Origin of the sequence: Micromonospora sp. NPDC051141 (genome assembly GCF_044455765.1) — a bacterium.
Lineage (GTDB): Bacteria > Actinomycetota > Actinomycetes > Mycobacteriales > Micromonosporaceae > Micromonospora.
On the sequence record NZ_JBITFD010000002.1, the window covers coordinates 1 to 18,850 of the forward strand.

Consider the following 18,850-nt stretch of genomic DNA (forward strand, 5'->3'; position numbering starts at 1 on the left):
GGCGCGCTCGCCGAGCCGCTCGAACCGGGTCAGGGCCGCGTCGAGGCAGCGCAGCGCGTCGTCCAGCCGGTCCAGGTCGAGGTACCGCTCGCCGCTCGGGGGCGGTGCGGCGGGGCCGGGTCCCGGCGGCCCCGCCGCTTCCCCGCGCGCCGCCGTCGCACCCGGCGGCGCACCCGGTCCGGCACTCAGGGGTGGGTGCCGACCTGGTTGGCCTCGGTCTCCCAGATGCCGTACTGCCGCTCGGCCGGGGGGAGCCCGTAGAAGCAGACGCTGTCGACCTGCCCGGCCGTCTCGTTCGCCACCGACGAGCCGAAGCTGACGTAGCGGTAGCCGCGGTCGGACTTCGCGCCGTCGATCCCGGCCTCGGTGACCTTCATGCTGAGGCCCGGGTTCCAGCCCCGCACGTAGTCGATCATCTTGTACGGGTTGTGCTCGCCGCCGCCGTCCGCGCCGCGCGTCAGGTAGCTGGAGCTGTAGCAGTGCACGGTGGCGACGTCCGGCCGGTACGGGCCGGTGAGCATCGCGCCCAGCCCGTCGCCGGTGTCCCGGACGAACGCGTCGAACCACTGCCCGGAGTTGCCGAACGTGAACCCGGAGCCGTCGCCGTTCCACCGGCCGGCCGGCATGTTGATCGCCCAGAGCAGGTTGCCCCGGTCCTGGGCCGGCTTGTTGTCGCGGATGGTGGCCAGCCGGTTCCACCGGGCCAGCCACGGGTTGTTCGGCTGGTGCCAGTCGGGTTCGTTGCCGATCTCCCAGACGAAGAGCGTGTTCGGGTGCGCGTCGACGTACGGCAGCAGTTGGTCGAGTTGCCGGCGGGCCAGGGCCGGGTCCGGGTCCTCCGAGGACTGGATGATCATCTCGGTGAGTCCGGTGCCGCGCAGCTCGTCGAGCTGCCCGTCGCTGAACTGCCGCCGGTTCGGGTCGCCCCAGAACATCGAGATGCGGGCGGTCTGCGGACGCATCCGGCGCAGCAGGTCCACCTTGCGGGCGAAGTCGATGTTGTTGGTGGCGCTGCCGGGCGAGACCACCGCGCCCCACTTCATGTAGTACGCGGCGGACGCCGGCGCGGGAACACCGAGCACGCCGCCCGCGCCCAGCACGGCGGCGGACGCGCCGACACCGCCGAGGAAACGGCGTCGGGACAGGCCGGGTCCGCCGGTCGGCGGCGGGACGGTGGTGTGATCGGTCATCGGGAGCCTCCCCTGGTCCGATGGGTTCCGCCCCCACCGTGCCGCCCGCCGGCCGTCCCGTCCTCTCAGCTCGCTCTCACCTCGCTCGCGGCACGCGCCCGCGCCTCGCCGAGCAGTCGCAGCGCCCGCTCACGTTCCTGCTCCTCGCCGTGCACGCGGCACAGCGCCAGGCAGCCGCGCAACGCGGACCGGGCCGCCGGGAGCCGGCCCAGGGCGAGATGGGCGGCGCCGAGACGACGCAGCGCGATCAGCTCGCCGATGCCGTCGCCGACCTCCCGGCTGCCGGCGACCGCCTCGGTCAGCTCCGCCACCGCCCGCTCGTACTCGCCGGTGCGCAGGTGCAGGTCGCCGAGGTGACCCCGGCTGATGGCGGCGCCCCGCCGGTAGCCCAGCTCCTCGCAGAGCGCCAACGCGCGGCGCAGCAACCGGCCGGCGTCCGCCTCCGCGCCGTCGCGCCCCCGCACCAGGGCCAGGCTGGTCGAGGTGTACGCCTCGCCGAACCGGTCGTCGAGCTGCCGGAACAGCGCCAGCGCCGCCCGGAAGGCGGTCTCCGCCGCGTCGGTGCGCCCGGCCACCCGGTGCGCCGCGCCGAGCCCGAACAGCACCTGCGCCTGCCCGGTGGGGTCGCCCAGCTCGACGGTGAGCGCCTCGGCCCGGCCCAGCGCGGTCATCGCGGCGGCGTCGTCGCGGCGCAGCCGGTGCGCGGTGCCGGCGGCCCGCAGCGTCAGCGCCTGCCCGGCGCGCTCGCCGAGCCGCTCGAACCGGGTCAGGGCCGCGTCGAGGCAGCGCAGCGCGTCGTCCAGCCGGTCCAGGTCGAGGTACCGCTCGCCGCGGGCCCGCAGCAGCCACGCCTGCCCGGTCTCGTTGCCGGCCGCCTCGCACGCGGCCAGCGCCGGCCCGATGGTGGCGTCCCAGTCGTCGAGGTGCTCGCGCAGCTCGAAGAAGCGGCCGAGCGTGTTCGCCAGGTTCCAGGCCGCCTCGTCGAGCCCGGCCGACGCGGCCCGCCGGACCGCGCCGGTGAGCGGGCCACGGGCCGCCTCGAACCACGACACCGGATCGGCGAGCACCACGTCCAGCTCGGCCGCCGTCCACCGGGACCAGCGCGGCGCCGCGCCGGCCGGGCCGCGTCGGAAACCACCGGGGGTACGCCGGTAGGCCTCGTCGGCCAGCGTCAGCCAGCCGCCGACCAGCCGGGCCAGCGCCGCCCGTCCGACGCCGGCCGGTTCCTCGGCCGCGCCGCGTTCCCCGGCGTACGCCCGGACCAGGTCGTGCAGCCGGTAACCGGCCGGGTCGACGTCCACCAGCCGGGCCTCGACCAGCCGTTCGGTGAGTTCCTCGGCGGCGGCCAGCGGCAGGTCGAGCAGCGCCGCGGCGGCCCAGGACGGCACCCGGGGCAGGTCCACCGCACCGAGCAGCCGCAGCAGGCGGCGTTCCGCGCCGGTCAGCTCCTGGTAGCTGGTCGCCAGGCTGGAGCGGACCGCCAGGTCGCCGGTGCGCAGCACGTCCAGTCGGGCGCGCTCGTCGGCGAGCTGGTCGGCGAGCCGCCGTACCGGCCAGTGCGGGCGGGCGGCGAGCCGGGCGGCGGCGATGCGGATGGCCAGCGGCAGGTGGCCGCAGCGTTCGGCCACCCGGCGGCAGTCGGCGTGTTCGGCGGTGACGCGGGCCGGCCCGAGCGCGTGGCGGAGCAGGTCGACGGCCTGCTCGGCGGTGAAGACGCCGAGGTCGACGTGGGCCGCCCCGGGCAGGGTGGTGAGCCGCCGCCGCGCGGTGACCAGCACCGCGCATCCCGGCTCGGCGGGCAGCAACGGGCGGACCTGGTTCTCACCGGCCGCGTTGTCCAGCACGACCAGCAGCCGCCGGCCGGCGGTGCGGGCCCGGAACAGGGCGGCCCGTTCGTCCGTCCCGGCGGGCACAGCGCGCGGGTCCTCGCCGAGGGCCTGGAGGAACCGGCCGAGCACCGCGCCCGGGTCGAGCGGCTCGCCGCCGCCGCGCAGGTCGACGAAGAGCTGCCCGTCGGGAAAGGCCGCCCGGACCAGGTGCCCGACGTGGACGGCGAGGGTGGTCTTGCCGCCGCCGGCCACGCCGGAGACGGCGACGACCCGCGGCGCGGTCGCCGTGGCGGCGGTGAGCCGGGCCACCAGGTCGGCGGCGACGGCGTCCCGGCCGACGAAGTCGGGGGCGTCCATCGGCAGTTGCGCGGCGGCCGGCGCGGGCACCCCGGCAGGGGCGTCGTCGAGCAGCGGATCACCGGCCAGGATGCGCCCGTGCAGGGCCTGGAGCGCCGGGCCGGGCTCCAGGCCCAGCTCGGCGACGCCGGCGGCCCGGCCCTCCCGGTAGACCTCAAGCGCCTCGGCCCGCCGGCCGACCCGGTGCAGCGCCCGCATCAGCCGCTCGCGCAGTTCCTCCCGCAGCGGCTCGTCCCGCACCATCCGGTGCAGCCGGGGAATCAGCTCGGCGTGCCGGCCGAGGCCGAACTCGACGTCGATCCGGTCCCGTTCGGCGGCGAGGCGCTGCTCCGTCAGCTCGGCGACGGCGGCGTGGAACCCGGCGACACCCGGGTCGCCGGGCAGCCGCACGTCGGCCAGCACCGGCCCGCGCCAGGCGGCGAGCGCGTCGCCGTAGCGGCGGGACGCCTCGGCCAGCCGCCCGGCGGCGGCCAGCTCGGCGGCCTCGGCGGTGGTGGCGGCGAAGACGGTGGCGTCGAGCGCGTCGGGGGCGACGACGAGCCGGTACCCGCCGGGGCGGGTGGCGATGGCGTCGCCGAGCACACCGCGCAGCCGCCAGATCAGCGTCTGCACCTGACCGACGGCCGTGTCCGGCGGTGCGTCGCCCCAGAGCGCGGCGAGCAGCAGGTCCAGCGAGACGACCCGGCCGGCGTGCACCAGCAGGACGGCCAGCACCGCCCGCTGCTTGGGGCTGCGCAGCGGGACCGGCTGCCCGGCCCGGATCACCTCGAGCGGGCCCAGGATCCGATAACTGACCATGCGGGCGACACCGTACCACCGGATCGACCGCGGTCGCTCCGGTGGCGGTGGTGGGGTCAGGCCCGCGCGACCGGCAGGTCGAGCACCTCGTCGACCGCGCGGCGGGGGGTGGCGCGGCCCGGTTGGCCGTACCCGACCCGCATCACCATCTGCGGCGTGCCGAACCGGCCCAGGGACAGCCGCAGCGCCTCCCGCGCGGCCGGCACCTCGATCGGCTGGGAGAGCATCGACACGGCGAGCCCGGCGTCGGTGGCGGTGAGCAGCACCCGTTGCAGGGCCTGCCCGGCGGCGACCTGGTCGGTGCCGGTGTTGCCGGGGGTGCCGAGTACGGCGACCAGCGGCTCCGGTTCGAAGTCCCGGCCGGGCGCCCGGTTGCGTCCGCCGAAGCCACGCTGCGGCAGCAGGTCCTGCGGTTCGGTCTGCGGGCCGCCGGCGGCGGCCGGCACGCCGTCCGGGGCCGGCTCGGAGCGGATCCACGCCGCCCGCTCCGCCACGTACGCGGGGTCGCGTTCCAGCACCCGGTGGGCGCTGCGGGCGACCTCGGCGAACGCGTTGACCGCGCTGGTGCCGATGACCAGCTCCAGCCAGCACTGCTCGGCGCGGGCCGCCTCGCCGAGTCGCCAGCGGGCCTCGGCCGGCACCGGGTCCGGCCAGAACGGCGCCCGGTTGCTGAACCGGCGGCCGATCGCCCCGTACAGGCTCTGCTCGGTCGGGGTGGGCCGGCGCGGCACGTCCGGCGTCAGCCGGGCCACCACGTCCGGTTCGGCGGGGTACGGGCGGAGCCGGACCGTCGCCGGGGTGCCCGCCACGGCCAGCGCCAGCCGCAGGTTGAACAGCGCCGCCCCGCACGCGATCCGCGCGCCCCAGCCGGTCGGGTCGGTGGCCGGCAGGCCGCGCAGCGGGTCGACGGCGACCTCGATGCCGCCGTCGTGCAGTCGGAACCGCCACGGCTGGGTGTTGTGCAGCGACGGCGCGCGTACCGCGTCGGTGACCGCGGCCCGCAGCTGCCCGACGGTGTATTCGGTCGTCATGGTCGTGCTCCCTCCGTACGGCGTCGGGCTTCCGGTTCCTACGGTGCGTCACCGGAAGCGGCCCTGAGCAGGGCCGGAGGTCCCCACCTGGGCGGGTCCGACCGGCCCGGGGCGACGCGTCGACGACGGGACCTTCGGCCCGTGCGGGGAGACCGGGCAGCGGGTAGAAAGGACTGATGATCCGGGTGTTCCTGCTCGACGACCACGAGGTCGTCCGTCGTGGCCTGGCCGATCTGCTGACCAGCAGCGGCGACATCGAGGTCGTCGGCGAGTCCGGCCTGGCCCAGGAGGCGGCGCGGCGGATTCCCGCGCTCCGCCCCGACGTGGCGATCCTCGACGCCCGGCTGCCCGACGGCAACGGCATCGACGTGTGCCGGGACGTGCGCGCCGTGGACTCGTCCATCAAGGGCTTGATCCTCACCTCGTACGAGGACGACGAGGCGCTGTTCGCGGCGATCATGGCCGGTGCGGCCGGCTACGTGCTGAAGCAGATCCGCGGCACCGACCTGGTGGACGCGGTCCGCCGGGTGGCGGCCGGGCAGTCCCTGCTCGACCCGGCGATCACCACCCGGGTGCTGGAGCGCATCCGCAGCGGCGTGGAGCAGCCGCGGGAGCTGAAGTCGCTCACCGAGCAGGAACGGCGGATCCTGGAGTACGTCGCCGAGGGGCTCACCAACCGCGAGATCGCCGGCAAGATGTTCCTGGCCGAGAAGACGGTGAAGAACTACGTCTCCAGCGTCCTGGCGAAGCTGGGGCTGGAGCGGCGCACCCAGGCGGCGGTGCTGGCCACCCGGCTGCTCGGCAAGACCCACTGACCCCCGGCCGGGTCAGTCGAGCGGGACGCCCCAGCGCAGCTCGGTGCCGTGCGGCTCGACCCGGCGCAGCGTGAACTCCCCGCCGAGCCGTTCGGCCCGCTCCCGCAGGTTGACCAGGCCGCTGCGGGCCGCCGTCGGGTCGCAGCCGATCCCGTCGTCGGTGACCGTGATCTCGACCCGGCCGGCGTCCACCGCGACCCGCACCGACACCCGGTCGGCCCGCGCGTGGCGGACCGCGTTGGACAGCGCCTCGCGCAGCACGGCCACCAGCTCGGGACGCAGCTCGTCCGGGACGGCGCTGTCGATCGGGCCGACCAGGTCCAGGTCGGGTCGGTGCCCGAGCGTCTCGGCGGCCACCTCGATGGCCTCGCGGATCTCGGTGCGCAGCGCCGCGCTCATCGGGGTGCGCAGCTCGAAGATGGTCCGGCGGATGTCGCGGATGGTGGCGTCCAGGTCGTCGACCGCCTGGTTGATGCGCTTCGCCACCTCGGGTCGGGCGTTCATCGCCCCGCTCTGGAGTTGCAGGCCGGTGGCGAAGAGCCGCTGGATCACCACGTCGTGCAGGTCGCGGGCGATCCGTTCGCGGTCCTCCAGGACCACCAGCAGTTCCCGTTCCTCCTGGCCGCGTGCCCGCTCCATGGCCAGCGCGGCCTGCCCGGCGAAGCTGGCCAGCAACGCGAGGTCGTCGTCGCCGGCCGGGCCGTGGTCGGGCCGGTGCGCGATCACCAGCACGCCGTGCAGCGTGTCGGCGGCGGCGAGCGGGGACACCACCGCCGGGCCGGCGACCACCGGCTGGGGCCAGGGCGCCGCCGCGGCCAGGTCGTCGACCTGCTCGTGCCGGCGCTCGGTGGCCGAGCCGGCGAAGCTGGTCTCGCCGGCCGGCAGCACCGCGCCGACCAGTTCCCGGGCGATCGGGTCCGCGCCGTCGACCACCTCGACGGTGAACTGCGCCTCGTCCTCGTCGTAGAGCAGCACCAGCGCCAGCTCCGCCTCGGCGACCTCGCGGGCGCGACGCGCCACGAGCGACAGCGCGTCGGTGCGGCGCACCTCGCCCAGCAGCACCGAGGTGATCTCCGCGGCGGCGGCGAGCCAGCGTTCCCGCCGGTGCGCCAGCGCGTAGAGGCGGGCGTTCTCGATCGCCACGCCGGCCGCGGCGGCGAGCGCGGACACGATCTCCTCGTCGTCCTCGGTGAACTCGGCGGCGCCCTGCTTCTCGGCCAGGTAGAGGTTGCCCCACACCTGGTCACGGATGCGCACCGGCACGCCCAGGAAGCTGTGCATCGGCGGGTGGTGCGGCGGGAAGCCGTACGACCGGGGGTGGCGGGTGATGTCCGGCATGCGCAGCGGCTTCGGCTCGTCGATGAGCAGGCCGAGCACGCCCCGCCCGTGCGGCAGCTCGCCGATGCGCGCGTGCAGCTCGGCGTCGATGCCGTGGACGATGAAGTCGTGCAGCATGCGGTCCGGCCCGATCACCCCGAGCGCGCCGTAGCGGGCGCCGGCCAGCTCGCACGCCGCCTGCACGATCCGTTGCAGCGTGCTGCGCAGGTCGAGGTCGGAGCCGATGCCGACCACCGCGTCGAGCAGCGCTCGCAGCCGTTCCCGGCTGGTGACCACCTCCCCGACCCGGTCGAGCATCTCCTGGAGCAGCTCGTCGAGGCGGACCCGGGACAGCGGGGACAACCCGAGCGACGGCGTGACGGGCTCGTGCCGGGGGTTCGGTGCGGCGGCCACCGGCCGATGCTATCGCCCGGTGGCCGCCGCCGACGAGGCCGTCAGGACGACTGGTCGCGCACCGCCGAGGTGTCGACGGTCTGCGCGGCGTCCAGCCGCGGGGTGTGCGGCGGCCCGGCGTGCTCCGGGTCGGCCAGACCGAGCCGCATGCTCAGGTAGGGGTGGCCCAGGCCGGCCAGCGTCTGCCGGAGCACCTCGCGGGTGCCGTCGACCTCGACCACGCCGGAGAGCGGCACCAGCGACACCCCGTGCCGGGTGGCTTCGAGCCAGGCGGCGGAGAGCGCCTCACCGGCGCGCAGCCAGCTCAGCGGCTCGTCCTCGGCGCCCCAGAGGATGGCGTAGACGGCGGCCTTGTCGTGGCCGGGGCCGATCGGCAGCGAGCCGGGGGTACCGAAGTCACGGCCCGGCACGGTGGTCTGCGCCGCCTGGTCGGGCAGCACCTCCGGCGGCAGGCCGGTGCCGGTGCCGGCCCGGTTGGTCCAGTACGCCAGCTCCTCGCGCAGCTCCGGGCTGTCCGCCTCGACGGCGGCGGCCTGCTGGGCGGCGCCGGCCAGCTCGATCTTCTGCATGTCGTCGAGGATCTGCAGGTTGACGCCCTCCAGGGTGGCGGCCCGGTCGATGTCGCCCAGCACGGCGGCGGGGATCGGCTCGTCGCTGACCGGACGCCGGTCGGTGTGCCGCACCCGCATGCACTGCACCAGGCGCATCGCGTCCGGGTCGGCGCCGGTGTGCCGCATCCCGGTGAGCCGGGCCATCAGGTCGGGCTGGTGCGGGTCGGGCAGGCGTTCCACCACCGGGATCCAGCCCTCGGCGGCCAGCGCCACCCGGGCGTGGTGCAGCGCCGCCCCGCAGCTCACCACCAGCAGCCGGCCCTCCGGGTCCATGGCGCTGAGGTGCCGCTCCCGGACCACCCGCAGCTCCAGCGCGTCCGGCCGGACCGTCCAGTGCCAGGGCTGGGTGTTGTGCACCGACGGGGCGTGGCCGGCCATCCCGGCGGCCTCCGCGAGCGCGGTGGTCAGCGGGCGATCGGTAGCCGGCGTCTCGTGGCTCATCGTCACGACCTTTCCTGTCTCTCCCCATCGTGCCCCACCTCCGGGACGCCCGGGTGGGGTTGCCGCTCCATCCTCGGGCATGTCCGGACGTGCCGCACGGGGTCCTTCGGCCCCTCGGATTACCCGCGTTCGCCCTACCTGCCCCGCTTCGGCACTGAGACGATCCGCACGTGGGGACCGAACCGCGCGGATGCGTACCCGAGCGGCCGGCCCGTGCCCGACGGGCCGCGACCGCCGAGTGGGCCCCGTTGGCGCTGCTCACGCTCGCCGTGCTGGGCGGCGCGGCGGCGTGGTTCGCGGGCGCGCGGGGCGCGGCCGACCTGGTCTGGGCCGCGGTCACCGTGGTGGCGCTCGCGCCGGCCGCCTGGACCATGCTGCGCCAACTGTGGCGCCGGCAGTTCGGGGTGGACGTCATCGCGGTGCTGGCGCTGCTCGGCGCGTTGCTGGTGCGGGAGTACCTGGCCGGCGCCGTGATCGCGGTGATGGTGGCCACCGGGCGGGCGCTGGAGGAGTACGCCCGGCGCCGGGCCACCCGCGACCTGCGGGCGCTGCTGGAACGCGCCCCCCGGCAGGCGCGGCGGCGCACCGCGGACGGCGGGATCGAGGTGGTGCCGCTGGACCGGGTCGTCGCCGGTGACCGGCTGGTGGTCGGCCCCGGTGACGTGGTGCCGGTGGACGGCACGGTCGAGGAGGCGGCCACGCTCGACGAGTCGGTGGTGACCGGCGAGTCCCGGCTGGTCGGCCGCGCCGTCGGGGAGCAGGTGGCCAGCGGCGTCGTCAACGCCGGCGCCGGCTTCGGGCTGCGGGCCGACCGCAACGCGGCGGAGAGCACGTACGCCGGCATCGTCCGGCTGGCCGGGGAAGCCACCGCGCGCAAGGCCCCGATGGTGCGGCTGGCCGACCGGTACGCGGCCGGGTTCGTGCCGTTCACGCTGCTGCTCGCCGCCCTGGCGTGGCTGCTGTCCGGCGAGTTCGTGCGGGCGGTGGCGGTGCTGGTGGTGGCCACCCCGTGCCCGCTGCTGCTGGCGACCCCGATCGCGGTGGTCTCCGGGCTGTCCCGGGTGGCCCGCCGGGGCGTGCTGGTGCGCGACGGCGGTTCGCTGGAGCAACTCGGCCGCGCCCGTACCCTGCTGCTGGACAAGACCGGCACGCTCACCGCCGGCCGGCCCCGGGCCGCGGAGACGGTGGTCGCGCCGGGCGGCGACCGGGACGAGGTGCTGCGGCTGGCGGCGTCCGTCGAGCAGCTCTCGCCGCACGTGCTGGCCGCCGCGCTGGTCCGGCAGGCCCGCGAGCGGGGGCTGCCGCTGGCCGGGCCGACCGACGTGACCGAGGAGCCGGGGCGCGGCGTGACCGGCCGGGTCGACGACCGGACGGTGCGGGTCGGCCAGCTCGACGGCGAGCCGCCGGCGTGGGCGGACCGGGTCCGGGACCGGGCCGAGCGGTCCGGCCGGTCCACGGTCTGGGTCAGCGACGAGCACGGGCCGCTGGGCGCGATCCTGCTGGAGGACCCGGTCCGCCCGGACGCCCGGCGGACCGTCCGGCGGCTGCGCGAGGCGGGGCTGACCCGGCTGGTGATGGTGACCGGCGACCGTCCGCGTACGGCCCGGCAGGTCGCCCAGGTGGTCGGCGTGGACGACGTGATCGCGCGCTGCGCGCCGGCCGAGAAGGCCGACCGGGTACGCGCGGAGTCGGCGCGGGCGGTGACCGTGATGGTCGGCGACGGCGTCAACGACGCCCCGGCGTTGGCCGAGGCGCACGTCGGGGTGGCGATGGGCGCCACCGGGGCGACCGCCTCCGCCGACGTGGCCGACGCGGTGCTCACCGTGGACCGGCTGGACCGGCTCGCCGACGCCGTCGAGATCGCCCGGTACGCCCGCCGCATCGCGGTGCAGAGCGCCATCGTCGGCATGGGCCTGGCGGTGTTGGCGATGCTGGTGGCCGCCGCCGGCCGGCTGCCCCCGGTCGCCGGCGCGTTCCTCCAGGAGGGCATCGACGTGCTGGTGATCCTCAACGCGCTGCGGGCGCTCGGCGGCGGGCTGCGGCAGCGGGAGGTGCCCCCGCACACCCGGGAGCTGCTCGACCGGTACGAGCGCGAGCACGGCGGCGTCCGGGACGTGCTGGCCCGGTTGCGGGACACCGCCGACCTGGTGGCGACCCGCCCGGACGACCCGGGGTGCGTGCCGGCGGTGCGCGACGTGCACCGGCGCCTGGTCGACGAGGTGTTGCCGCACGAGGCGGCCGAGGAACGGCAGCTCTATCCGGCGCTGGCCGGCCCGCTCGGCAGCGACGAGGCGACCTCGACGATGAGCCGGGCGCACGTGGAGATCGTCCGGCTGGTGGAGCGGATCGGCGGGCACCTGGCGGCGCTTGACGGCGGGCTGCCCGCCGAGGAGGTGCCCGACCTGCTCGCCGCGCTGTACGGCCTGGACGCGGTGCTGCACCTGCACCTGGCCCAGGAGGAGGAGGACTACTTCTCCCTCAACCCCGCCGACGGCCCTCCGGGGCGTTAGGAGGGCCCCTTCTTATGCAGAATGCGTTAGGAAGGGGCCCCTCCTTCTACTCCCGGACCACCGCGACGGGGCAGTGCGCGTGCTGGATGAGCTGCTGGCTGACCGAGCCGAGCAGCATGCCGCGCAGCCCGCCCCGGCCCCGGCTGCCGACCACCACGAGCTGTGCCGCCCGGCTCGCCTCCACCAGCAGCGACGCCGCGCTGCCGGGCACCGCCGAGATCTCCACCGGCACGTCCGGGAAGCTCTCCCGCCACGGCGCCAGCTCCGCCTCGGCGGCGGTCCGCTCGCCGGCGGCGACGTCCTCCGGGTCGAAGTCCGGCGGCACCCACCGGTCACCCGGCGGCTCCCAGACCCGCAGCACCCGCAGCGGCACGTCCCGCTGGGCGGCCCGCTCCACGGCGAAGCCGAGCGCCCGCAGCGCCGAGGGGGAGCCGTCCGAGCCGACCACCACCGGCCCGGACGTGGCGGCCTGGCCGTCGCGGACCGCCACCACCGGGCAGTGGGCGTGCGCGCTGACCGAGACCGCGGTGGAGCCGGCGAGCAGGCCGCCGAAGCCGCCGTGCCCCCGGCTGCCGAGCACCAGCATCCCGGCCTCGGTGGAGCGTTCCTGCAACACCAGCGCGGGCGGGCCGTCGAACACCTCGCCGTGCACGGTGATGCCGGGCCGCTCGGCGGCGGCGTCCGCCGCCGCCTTGCGGACCAGTTCCTCGACCTGCCGGCGGGCGTTCTCGTCCGGCCAGATGCCCGGGGCCACGCCGGGGCCGACCCAGCCGGCCACGGTCAACCACTCGAAGACGTACGCCAGCCGCACCGGCCGGCCCGACCGGCCCGCCTCGTCCAGCGCCCAGTTCAGGGCCACCGACGCGTCGGTCGAGCCGTCGTAGCCGACCACGATCTCGTCGTTGCTCATTCGCCACCTCGCACGGCCGGGTCGGTCTCGCGGATCCAGCGCCACTCGGCGACCCGGGGGTCGTCCTCGCCGTACTCGCGGGTGTGGTCGCGGCAGGCCTGGCGCGCGTCCACCATCTCCTGGCGCAGGTGCGCGGCGCGCGAGCGCAGCCCCGGCACCCGGTCGATGGTGTCGATGACCAGGTGGAAGCGGTCCAGGTCGTTGAGCATCACCATGTCGAACGGCGTGGTGGTGGTGCCCTCCTCCTTGTAGCCGCGCACGTGCAGGTTCTCGTGGTTGGCCCGGCGGTAGGTGAGCCGGTGGATCAGCCACGGATAGCCGTGGTAGGCGAAGATGACCGGCCGGTCGCGGGTGAAGATGGTGTCGAACTCGTTGTCCGGCAGGCCGTGCGGGTGTTCCGAGGGCGGTTGCAGGCGCATCAGGTCGACCACGTTGACCACCCGCACCTTCAGGTCGGGCAGGTGCCGGCGCAGCAGGTCGGCGGCGGCGAGCGTCTCCAGCGTCGGCACGTCGCCGGCGCAGGCCAGCACCACGTCCGGCTCGGCGCCGTCGTCGGTGCTGGCCCAGTCCCAGATGCCCAGGCCGCGGCGGCAGTGCTGGATCGCCTCGTCCATGGTCAGCCAGTTCGGGGCCGGCTGCTTCCCGGCCACCACCACGTTGATGTAGTGCCGGCTGCGCAGGCAGTGGTCCATGGTGGAGAGCAGCGTGTTGGCGTCCGGCGGCAGGTAGACGCGGACCACCTCGGCCTTCTTGTTGACCACGTGGTCGATGAAGCCGGGGTCCTGGTGCGAGAAGCCGTTGTGGTCCTGCCGCCAGACGTGGCTGGAGAGCAGGTAGTTCAGCGAGGCGATCGGTTCCCGCCAGGGGATGTGCCGGGTCACCTTGAGCCACTTGGCGTGCTGGTTGACCATCGAGTCGACGATGTGGATGAACGCCTCGTAGCTGGTGAAGATGCCGTGCCGGCCGGTCAGCAGGTAGCCCTCCAGCCAGCCCTCGCAGAGGTGCTCGGAGAGCACCTCCATCACCCGGCCGTCGGGGGAGAGGTGGTCGTCGCCGGGCTCGCGGCGGCCGACGAACGCCCGGTCGGTGACCTCGAACGCCGCGCCGAGCCGGTTCGAGGCGACCTCGTCCGGGCCGAACAGGCGGAACGTCTGCGGGTTGCGGGCGATCACGTCGCGCACCCAGGGGCCGAGCGTGCCGGTCGCCCCGGCCACCGTGCCGCCGGGCTCCTCGACGTCGACGCCGTAGTCACGGAAGTCCGGCAGCTCCAGGTTGCGCAGCAGCTTGCCGCCGTTGGCCACCGGGTTCGCGCTCATCCGCCGGTCGCCGGTGGGCGGCAGCGCGGCCAGCTCGGCGACCGGGCCGCCGGTGGCGTCGAACAGCTCCTCCGGCCGGTAGCTGCGCAGCCAGCGCTCCAGCTCGGCCAGGTGCGCCGGGTTGTCGCGCACCTCGGCGATCGGCACCTGGTGGGCGCGGAACGTGCCCTCGACCTGCTTGCCGTCCACGTCCGCCGGGCCGGTCCAGCCCTTCGGCGTCCGCAGGATGATCATCGGCCAGCGGGGACGCTCGACGTCGCCGCCGGAGCGGGCCCGGCGCTGGATCCCGGCGATCTCGTCGACCGCCCGGTCCAGCGTCGCGGCGAGCAGGTGGTGCACCGTCGCCGGGTCGTCGCCCTCGACCAGGTACGGCTGGTAGCCGTAGCCGCGCATCAGGTCGCGCAGGTCGTCGGCGGGAATCCGGTCCAGCACCGTCGGGTTGGCGATCTTGTAGCCGTTGAGGTGCAGGATCGGCAGCACCGCCCCGTCCCGTGCCGGGTTCAGGAACACGTTGGACAGCCAGCTCCCGGCCAGCGGGCCGGTCTCCGCCTCGCCGTCGCCGATCACACAGGCGACCAGCAGGTCCGGGTTGTCGAACGCGGCCCCGTACGCGTGGCTCAGCGCGTACCCCAGCTCGCCGCCCTCGTGGATCGAACCGGGCACCTCCGGCGCCACGTGGCTGGGGATGCCGCCGGGGAACGAGAACTGGCGGAACAGCCGCTGCATGCCGGCCTCGTCGCGCGGGATGTGGTGGTACAGCTCGCTGTAGGTGCCCTCCAGCCAGGTGTTGGCGACCAGCGCGGGGCCGCCGTGGCCGGGGCCGGTGACGAAGATGGCGGAGAGGTCCCGGTCGACGATGACGCGGTTGAGGTGCGTGTAGAGCAGGTTGAGGCCGGGGCTGGTGCCCCAGTGGCCGAGCAGGCGGGGCTTGACGTGCTCGGGCTTGAGCGGCTCGCGGAGCAGCGGGTTGTCGAGCAGGTAGATCTGCCCCACGGTCAGGTAGTTCGCGGCCCGCCAGTAGGCGTCCAGCCGGCGCAACTCGTCGTCGGTCAGGGGGCTGTGCAGGTCCAGCGCGGTGTCCATGCTGCGTTAGCCTCTCGCGGCTCGGGGTCGGCTGCCACTCGGGGCGGAACCCTCCGTCCCCGGCCCGTCCACCCTCGCGCCCGGGCGGGGGTGTCGGTCAGGGCCGTAGGTCCCGGGTCGGGCGGGCGTCATGCCCCCTCCCGGGCGCCCGGGTCGAGCCCCCGGACGACGATCAGCGGGGCCGGCGAGTGGTAGAGCAGGGCCTGGCTGACCTCGCCCAGGCTGGACCGCACCGGCCCGTCGCCGCGCGCGCCGACCACCGCGAGCTGCGCCGACCGGGAGCGGTCGAGCAGGACGTCGGCGGGCTCGCCGCGGACGGTCTGGCAGTCGGCGGCCACCCGGGGGTGCCGGACGGCCTGCCGGTTGACCGCCGCTTCCAGCAGGCTGTCGTCGGTGTCGCGGCGCTCCGGTTCGACCACCCGGACGGCGAGCAGCCGGGCGCCCCGGCGTTCGGCGCAGTCGAAGGCGTACCCGAGCGTGTGGCGGGCGCCCGGCGAGCCGTCGTAGCCGACCAGCAGCGGCCCGGGCGGGGCCGGCTCGGACCGGCCGACCAGGACCGGGCAGCCGGCGCGGGCGGCCAGCTCGACGGCGGGCGCGTCGGCCGGTACGCAGGCCGGGCAGGTGGAGATGCCGCCGTCGCCGAGCGCGACCAGGAAGGCGGTGCCGGCGGCCCGCAGCAGCGCCTCGACCGGCGAGCCCTCGACGATCTCGCCGCTGACCGGCACCCCCGGCGCGGTGTCGGCGGCGAGCTGGCCGGCTTGCTCCAGCAGGCGTTCGGCGTCGACGCGGGTGCCGCCGGCCGGAGCGGGGCCGCCGGTCGCGGCCCAGTTGAACGCGTGCAGCAGGTGCAGCGGCCGGTCGTGCGCGGCGGCCTCGCCGGCGGCCGTACGGACCACCGTCAGGGCCTCCGCCGACCGGCCGACGCCGACCACCACCGCGCCGTGGCTGGGTGCGGCCATTCCGGCTCACCTCCCGACCGGGTTCTTCACCCACGGTAGTCGGGAGGCCGGGTCGGCCGGAGCGGGTCAGCGGAACTGGAGGCGGTTGACCGTGTCGAAGAACCGGGCGCCGAACAGCCGGCGGGTGTGCACCATCGCCCAGGCGGCGGCGGTGACCAGGTAGCGGGTGCGGGGGCGACGGGCCAGCACGGCCCGCTCGATCACCCGGGCCACCGCCTCCGGCGGAGCGGCGAGCACCGGGTTCCGGTAGGACTTCGCCATCGACGCGTCGACCGCGGCCACCATCCGGCGGTACGGCCCGGTCGGCTCGGTGCCGGCGCCGAGCGAGGACGCGGCGACCGCGCCGAAGCCGGTGCGGATCAGGCCCGGCTCGACGACCGCCACGTCCACCCCGAACGGCCGCACCTCCTGGCGCAGCGCGTCGGAGATCGCCTCCACCGCGTACTTGCTGGCGTGGTAGTAGCCGCCGCCCGGGAAGACCAGCCGGCCACCCATCGAGCTGACGTTGACGATCCGGCCCCGGCCGGCCCGGCGCATGCCGGGCAGCACGAGCTGGGTGAGCCGGGCGAGCCCGAAGACGTTGGTCTCGAACTGGGCCCGCACCCGGTCCATCGGGGCCTCCTCGATCGGGCCGTACTCGCCGTAACCGGCGTTGTTGACCAGCACGTCGACCTGGCCGTGTGCGGCTTCCACCGCGGCGACGGCGGCGCGCATGGACGCCTCGTCGGTTACGTCGAGGGCGAGCAGCCGGGCGCCGGTGTCGGCCAGGTCGGCGATCGCGTCGACCTTGCGGGCGGTGGCGTACACGGTGAGGTCGGGGCGGCGGGCGAGCCGGGCGACGGTGGCCCGGCCGATGCCGGAGGAGGTGCCGGTGATCAGGACGGTGGTCATGCGTGGTCTCCCGGAGAGGTCAGGCCGGCGACGAGCAGCGCGACGCCGTCGCGCAGCCGCTGCCGGGGCAGGTCGGGGTCGGTGAGGTCGGCCTCCAGGCCGCGGGTGAGCGCGACGAGCACGTCGGCCACCGCGCGGGCCCGGGGCCCGGCGGCGTCCGCCAGCGCGCCGGCCACCAGGTCGGTCATCTCGGCGGTGTACGCCTCGACGAGGTCGCCGGTGAGCTTGCCGCTGGCGTCGAGCAGCTCGGTGGCGTGCGGGCTGTCCCGGTGCAGCGTGAGCGTGAGTTCCAGCTTGGCGGCGAGCACGTCGTGCAGCCGGTCGGCCAGCTCGCCGCCTCCGGTGGCGGCGGCCTGCCGGGCCCGGTCGAGCGTGTCGGCGAAGAGCCGTTCGGCCAGTCGCCGGTAGGCGTCGTTCTTGTTGCGCACGTACTGGTAGACCGCCGGCCGGGACATGCCGGCGGCGGCGGCGATGTCGTCCATGGTGGTGCGCCGCATCCCGTGCCGGGTGAAGCACGCGTACGCGGCGGCCAGGATCGTCTCCAACCGGTCGTTCGACATGCTGACAAGTCTTGCACAAAACGTCAGGACGTCAAGCGTGTCGCCGGTCACGCCGGAGCGGGATGGTCAGCGGGGGGCGGGCAGGGCGGGGTGTACGCGCACCACGACGGCGGTGGCGTTGTCCGCGCCGCCGGCCGCCAGGCTGGCGTCCAGCAGTGCCCGGACCGTCCGCGCCGGCTCCTGGCGGGCGGCCAGCAGGTCCCGCAGCCGGTGGTAGCCGAGCTGGTCGCTGACCCCGTCGGTGCAGAGCAGCCAGGTGTCCCCGCGACGCAGCCGGGCGGCGAGCAGGTCCGGTTCCGGCTGGTCCGGGTGGCCGACGTAGCGCAGCAGTTGGTAGCGGGCCCGGGCCGCCTCCGGGGAGTCGGCCGGCCACCAGCCGTGCAGCAGCCCCAGCCAGGCCATGGTGTGGTCCACCGTGACCAGTTCCAGCAGCCCGTCGCGCAGCCGGTACGCCCGCGAGTCGCCGAGGTGCACGAGCCAGCCCCGGTCGCCGTCCGGCTCGACCACCAGCGCGGTGAGCGTGCAGCCGGTCAGCCCGGCGTGGGTGGCGCCGGCCCGGCGGACCCGGCGCTGGGTCTCGGCGGCGGCGGCGTGCAGCCCGGCGGCGTCGACGACCGGCCACCCGGCGCGGACCCGCCCGACGAAGGTCTGCGTCGCGGTCGCGCCGGCCGCCCGGCTGCCCTCGCCCTCGCCCATGCCGTCGCAGACCACGGCCAGCGGCAGGTCCTCGTCGACGTGCAGCACGTCGTAGTTCACCGGATAGCGGTGCCCGACCACACTGCCGCCGGCGACCTCCAGCGTGAGCCGCCCGGCGGTCAGTCGGCGGGTGGCCCCGACCGGCCGGTCCGGTGGGCGGCGGTGGAACACCAGCGGACCGTAACACCGGCACGGGCGGCGAACGGGCAGGTCGGGGCGTGTCTCGTGTCAACCGGGGTTGACGACGCGGCGATGTCAACCTACATTGACAGCATGAGTCAGGCAACGGAACTCGCGGCGGCCGCCGGCAGCACCGACCCGAAGGTCGGCCTGCGGGCCGTGCTCGCCCTGCGCCGGCTGCTCGAACGGCTCGAGGTGGTCCAGGTGGACAACGCCCGGCGACAGGGCTGGTCCTGGCAGGAGATCGCCGACGCGCTCGAGGTCAGCCGACAGGCGGTCCACAAGAAGCACGCCGGACGGCCGGCGGTGCGCGAAAGCTGGGAGGCGTGATGTTCGAACGATTCACCGACCGGGCCCGGGCCGTGGTGCACCACGCGCTCGTCGAGGCACAGACCGAGGGCCGGCGGCCGGTCGGCACCGAGCACCTGCTGCTCGGTGTGCTCGCCGACCGCGACAACCTGGCGGTCCGGCTGCTGGCGGCCGACGGCGTCGACGCCGACGCCCTGCGCGCGGCGGTGGCCCGCCACACCGCGCAGGGCGTCGACGGGCTCGGCGCGGCGGACGCGGCGGCGCTGCGCGAGATCGGCATCGACCTGGCCGCCATCGTGGCCCGGATCGAGGAGTCGTTCGGCCCGGACGCGCTCCGCGAGGCGACACCGCGCCCGCGCCGGTGGTGGCGTCGCCGGCACGACAGCGGCCGGTTCTCGCCCCGGGCCAAGAAGGTGCTGGAGCTGTCGCTGCGCGAGGCGCTCCGGCTGCGCCACCGGCACATCGGCACCGAGCACATCCTGCTCGGCCTGCTCCGGGAGGGCGACGGCCTGGCCGCGCAGGTGCTCACGGAGGCCGGCGTCGACGTCGACGACCTGCGGCGACGGGTCGACGCGGCGCTGCGCGAGGCGGCCTGACCCCCCGCCGGAATCCAAACCTGATTGCGGTCCTCGC

General features: G+C 75.8%; 15 protein-coding genes. 4 read left to right on the forward strand and 11 right to left on the reverse strand.

Features of this window, described 5'->3' with window-relative positions; translation table 11 throughout:
- Positions 1-185 precede the first annotated feature (185 nt).
- The 3 genes from ACIA6B_RS02545 to ACIA6B_RS02555 form a co-directional block, all read right to left on the reverse strand.
- Entirely contained in the window at positions 186-1,190 is a 1,005-nt protein-coding gene (locus ACIA6B_RS02545) for a twin-arginine translocation signal domain-containing protein (RefSeq protein ID WP_396770227.1), read from the reverse strand.
- A 65-nt stretch (positions 1,191-1,255) separates the two neighbouring features.
- Positions 1,256-4,174, reverse strand: coding sequence for a BTAD domain-containing putative transcriptional regulator (locus tag ACIA6B_RS02550; protein WP_396770230.1), 2,919 nt, complete (start codon positions 4,172-4,174; stop codon positions 1,256-1,258).
- Between the two features lie 56 nt (positions 4,175-4,230).
- Positions 4,231-5,205 (reverse strand): Acg family FMN-binding oxidoreductase, encoded by a 975-nt coding sequence (locus ACIA6B_RS02555; protein WP_396770232.1) that lies wholly within the window; start codon positions 5,203-5,205, stop codon positions 4,231-4,233.
- Positions 5,206-5,381: 176 nt separating this feature from the next.
- Between ACIA6B_RS02555 and ACIA6B_RS02560 the strand changes: the two genes are divergently transcribed.
- Positions 5,382-6,020 carry a response regulator transcription factor gene (locus tag ACIA6B_RS02560; RefSeq protein ID WP_107159411.1) on the forward strand — a complete coding sequence of 213 codons (639 nt, stop codon included), beginning with the start codon at positions 5,382-5,384 and terminating at the stop codon, positions 6,018-6,020.
- Positions 6,021-6,032: 12 nt separating this feature from the next.
- Here the strand turns inward: ACIA6B_RS02560 and ACIA6B_RS02565 are convergent, their stop codons facing one another.
- Both ACIA6B_RS02565 and ACIA6B_RS02570 read right to left on the reverse strand, forming a co-directional pair.
- Positions 6,033-7,700, reverse strand: coding sequence for a GAF domain-containing protein (locus tag ACIA6B_RS02565; RefSeq protein ID WP_396771189.1), 1,668 nt, complete (start codon positions 7,698-7,700; stop codon positions 6,033-6,035).
- 92 nt (positions 7,701-7,792) lie between these two features.
- A complete protein-coding gene (locus ACIA6B_RS02570) occupies positions 7,793-8,803 on the reverse strand; it encodes an Acg family FMN-binding oxidoreductase (protein ID WP_396770234.1) in 1,011 nt (336 codons plus the stop codon).
- A 170-nt stretch (positions 8,804-8,973) separates the two neighbouring features.
- Between ACIA6B_RS02570 and ACIA6B_RS02575 the strand changes: the two genes are divergently transcribed.
- Entirely contained in the window at positions 8,974-11,313 is a 2,340-nt protein-coding gene (locus ACIA6B_RS02575; RefSeq protein WP_396770236.1) for a heavy metal translocating P-type ATPase, read from the forward strand.
- A gap of 46 nt (positions 11,314-11,359) precedes the next feature.
- Here ACIA6B_RS02575 and ACIA6B_RS02580 read toward each other — a convergent pair whose 3' ends face one another.
- The 6 genes from ACIA6B_RS02580 to ACIA6B_RS02605 form a co-directional block, all read right to left on the reverse strand.
- On the reverse strand, positions 11,360-12,223 hold the full coding sequence (locus ACIA6B_RS02580) for a universal stress protein (protein ID WP_396770238.1): 864 nt from the start codon (positions 12,221-12,223) through the stop codon (positions 11,360-11,362).
- A complete protein-coding gene (locus tag ACIA6B_RS02585) occupies positions 12,220-14,622 on the reverse strand; it encodes a phosphoketolase (RefSeq protein WP_396770240.1) in 2,403 nt (800 codons plus the stop codon). Before ACIA6B_RS02585 ends, ACIA6B_RS02580 begins: the two co-directional genes overlap by 4 nt.
- A gap of 128 nt (positions 14,623-14,750) precedes the next feature.
- Positions 14,751-15,581, reverse strand: a complete 831-nt coding sequence (locus ACIA6B_RS02590) for a universal stress protein (RefSeq protein WP_396770243.1) — start codon at positions 15,579-15,581, stop codon at positions 14,751-14,753.
- A gap of 66 nt (positions 15,582-15,647) precedes the next feature.
- A complete protein-coding gene (locus tag ACIA6B_RS02595; protein WP_396770245.1) occupies positions 15,648-16,472 on the reverse strand; it encodes an oxidoreductase in 825 nt (274 codons plus the stop codon).
- Entirely contained in the window at positions 16,469-17,032 is a 564-nt protein-coding gene (locus ACIA6B_RS02600; protein ID WP_396770247.1) for a TetR/AcrR family transcriptional regulator, read from the reverse strand. Before ACIA6B_RS02600 ends, ACIA6B_RS02595 begins: the two co-directional genes overlap by 4 nt.
- Before the next feature lie 66 nt (positions 17,033-17,098).
- Positions 17,099-17,899 carry a PP2C family protein-serine/threonine phosphatase gene (locus ACIA6B_RS02605; RefSeq protein ID WP_396770249.1) on the reverse strand — a complete coding sequence of 267 codons (801 nt, stop codon included), beginning with the start codon at positions 17,897-17,899 and terminating at the stop codon, positions 17,099-17,101.
- 102 nt (positions 17,900-18,001) lie between these two features.
- Here ACIA6B_RS02605 and ACIA6B_RS02610 point away from each other — a divergent pair, with 102 nt between their 5' ends.
- Both ACIA6B_RS02610 and ACIA6B_RS02615 read left to right on the forward strand, forming a co-directional pair.
- Positions 18,002-18,238, forward strand: a complete 237-nt coding sequence (locus ACIA6B_RS02610; RefSeq protein WP_107159391.1) for an HTH domain-containing protein — start codon at positions 18,002-18,004, stop codon at positions 18,236-18,238.
- Positions 18,238-18,813 (forward strand): Clp protease N-terminal domain-containing protein, encoded by a 576-nt coding sequence (locus tag ACIA6B_RS02615; protein WP_396770251.1) that lies wholly within the window; start codon positions 18,238-18,240, stop codon positions 18,811-18,813. Before ACIA6B_RS02610 ends, ACIA6B_RS02615 begins: the two co-directional genes overlap by 1 nt.
- Positions 18,814-18,850: the final 37 nt, after the last annotated feature.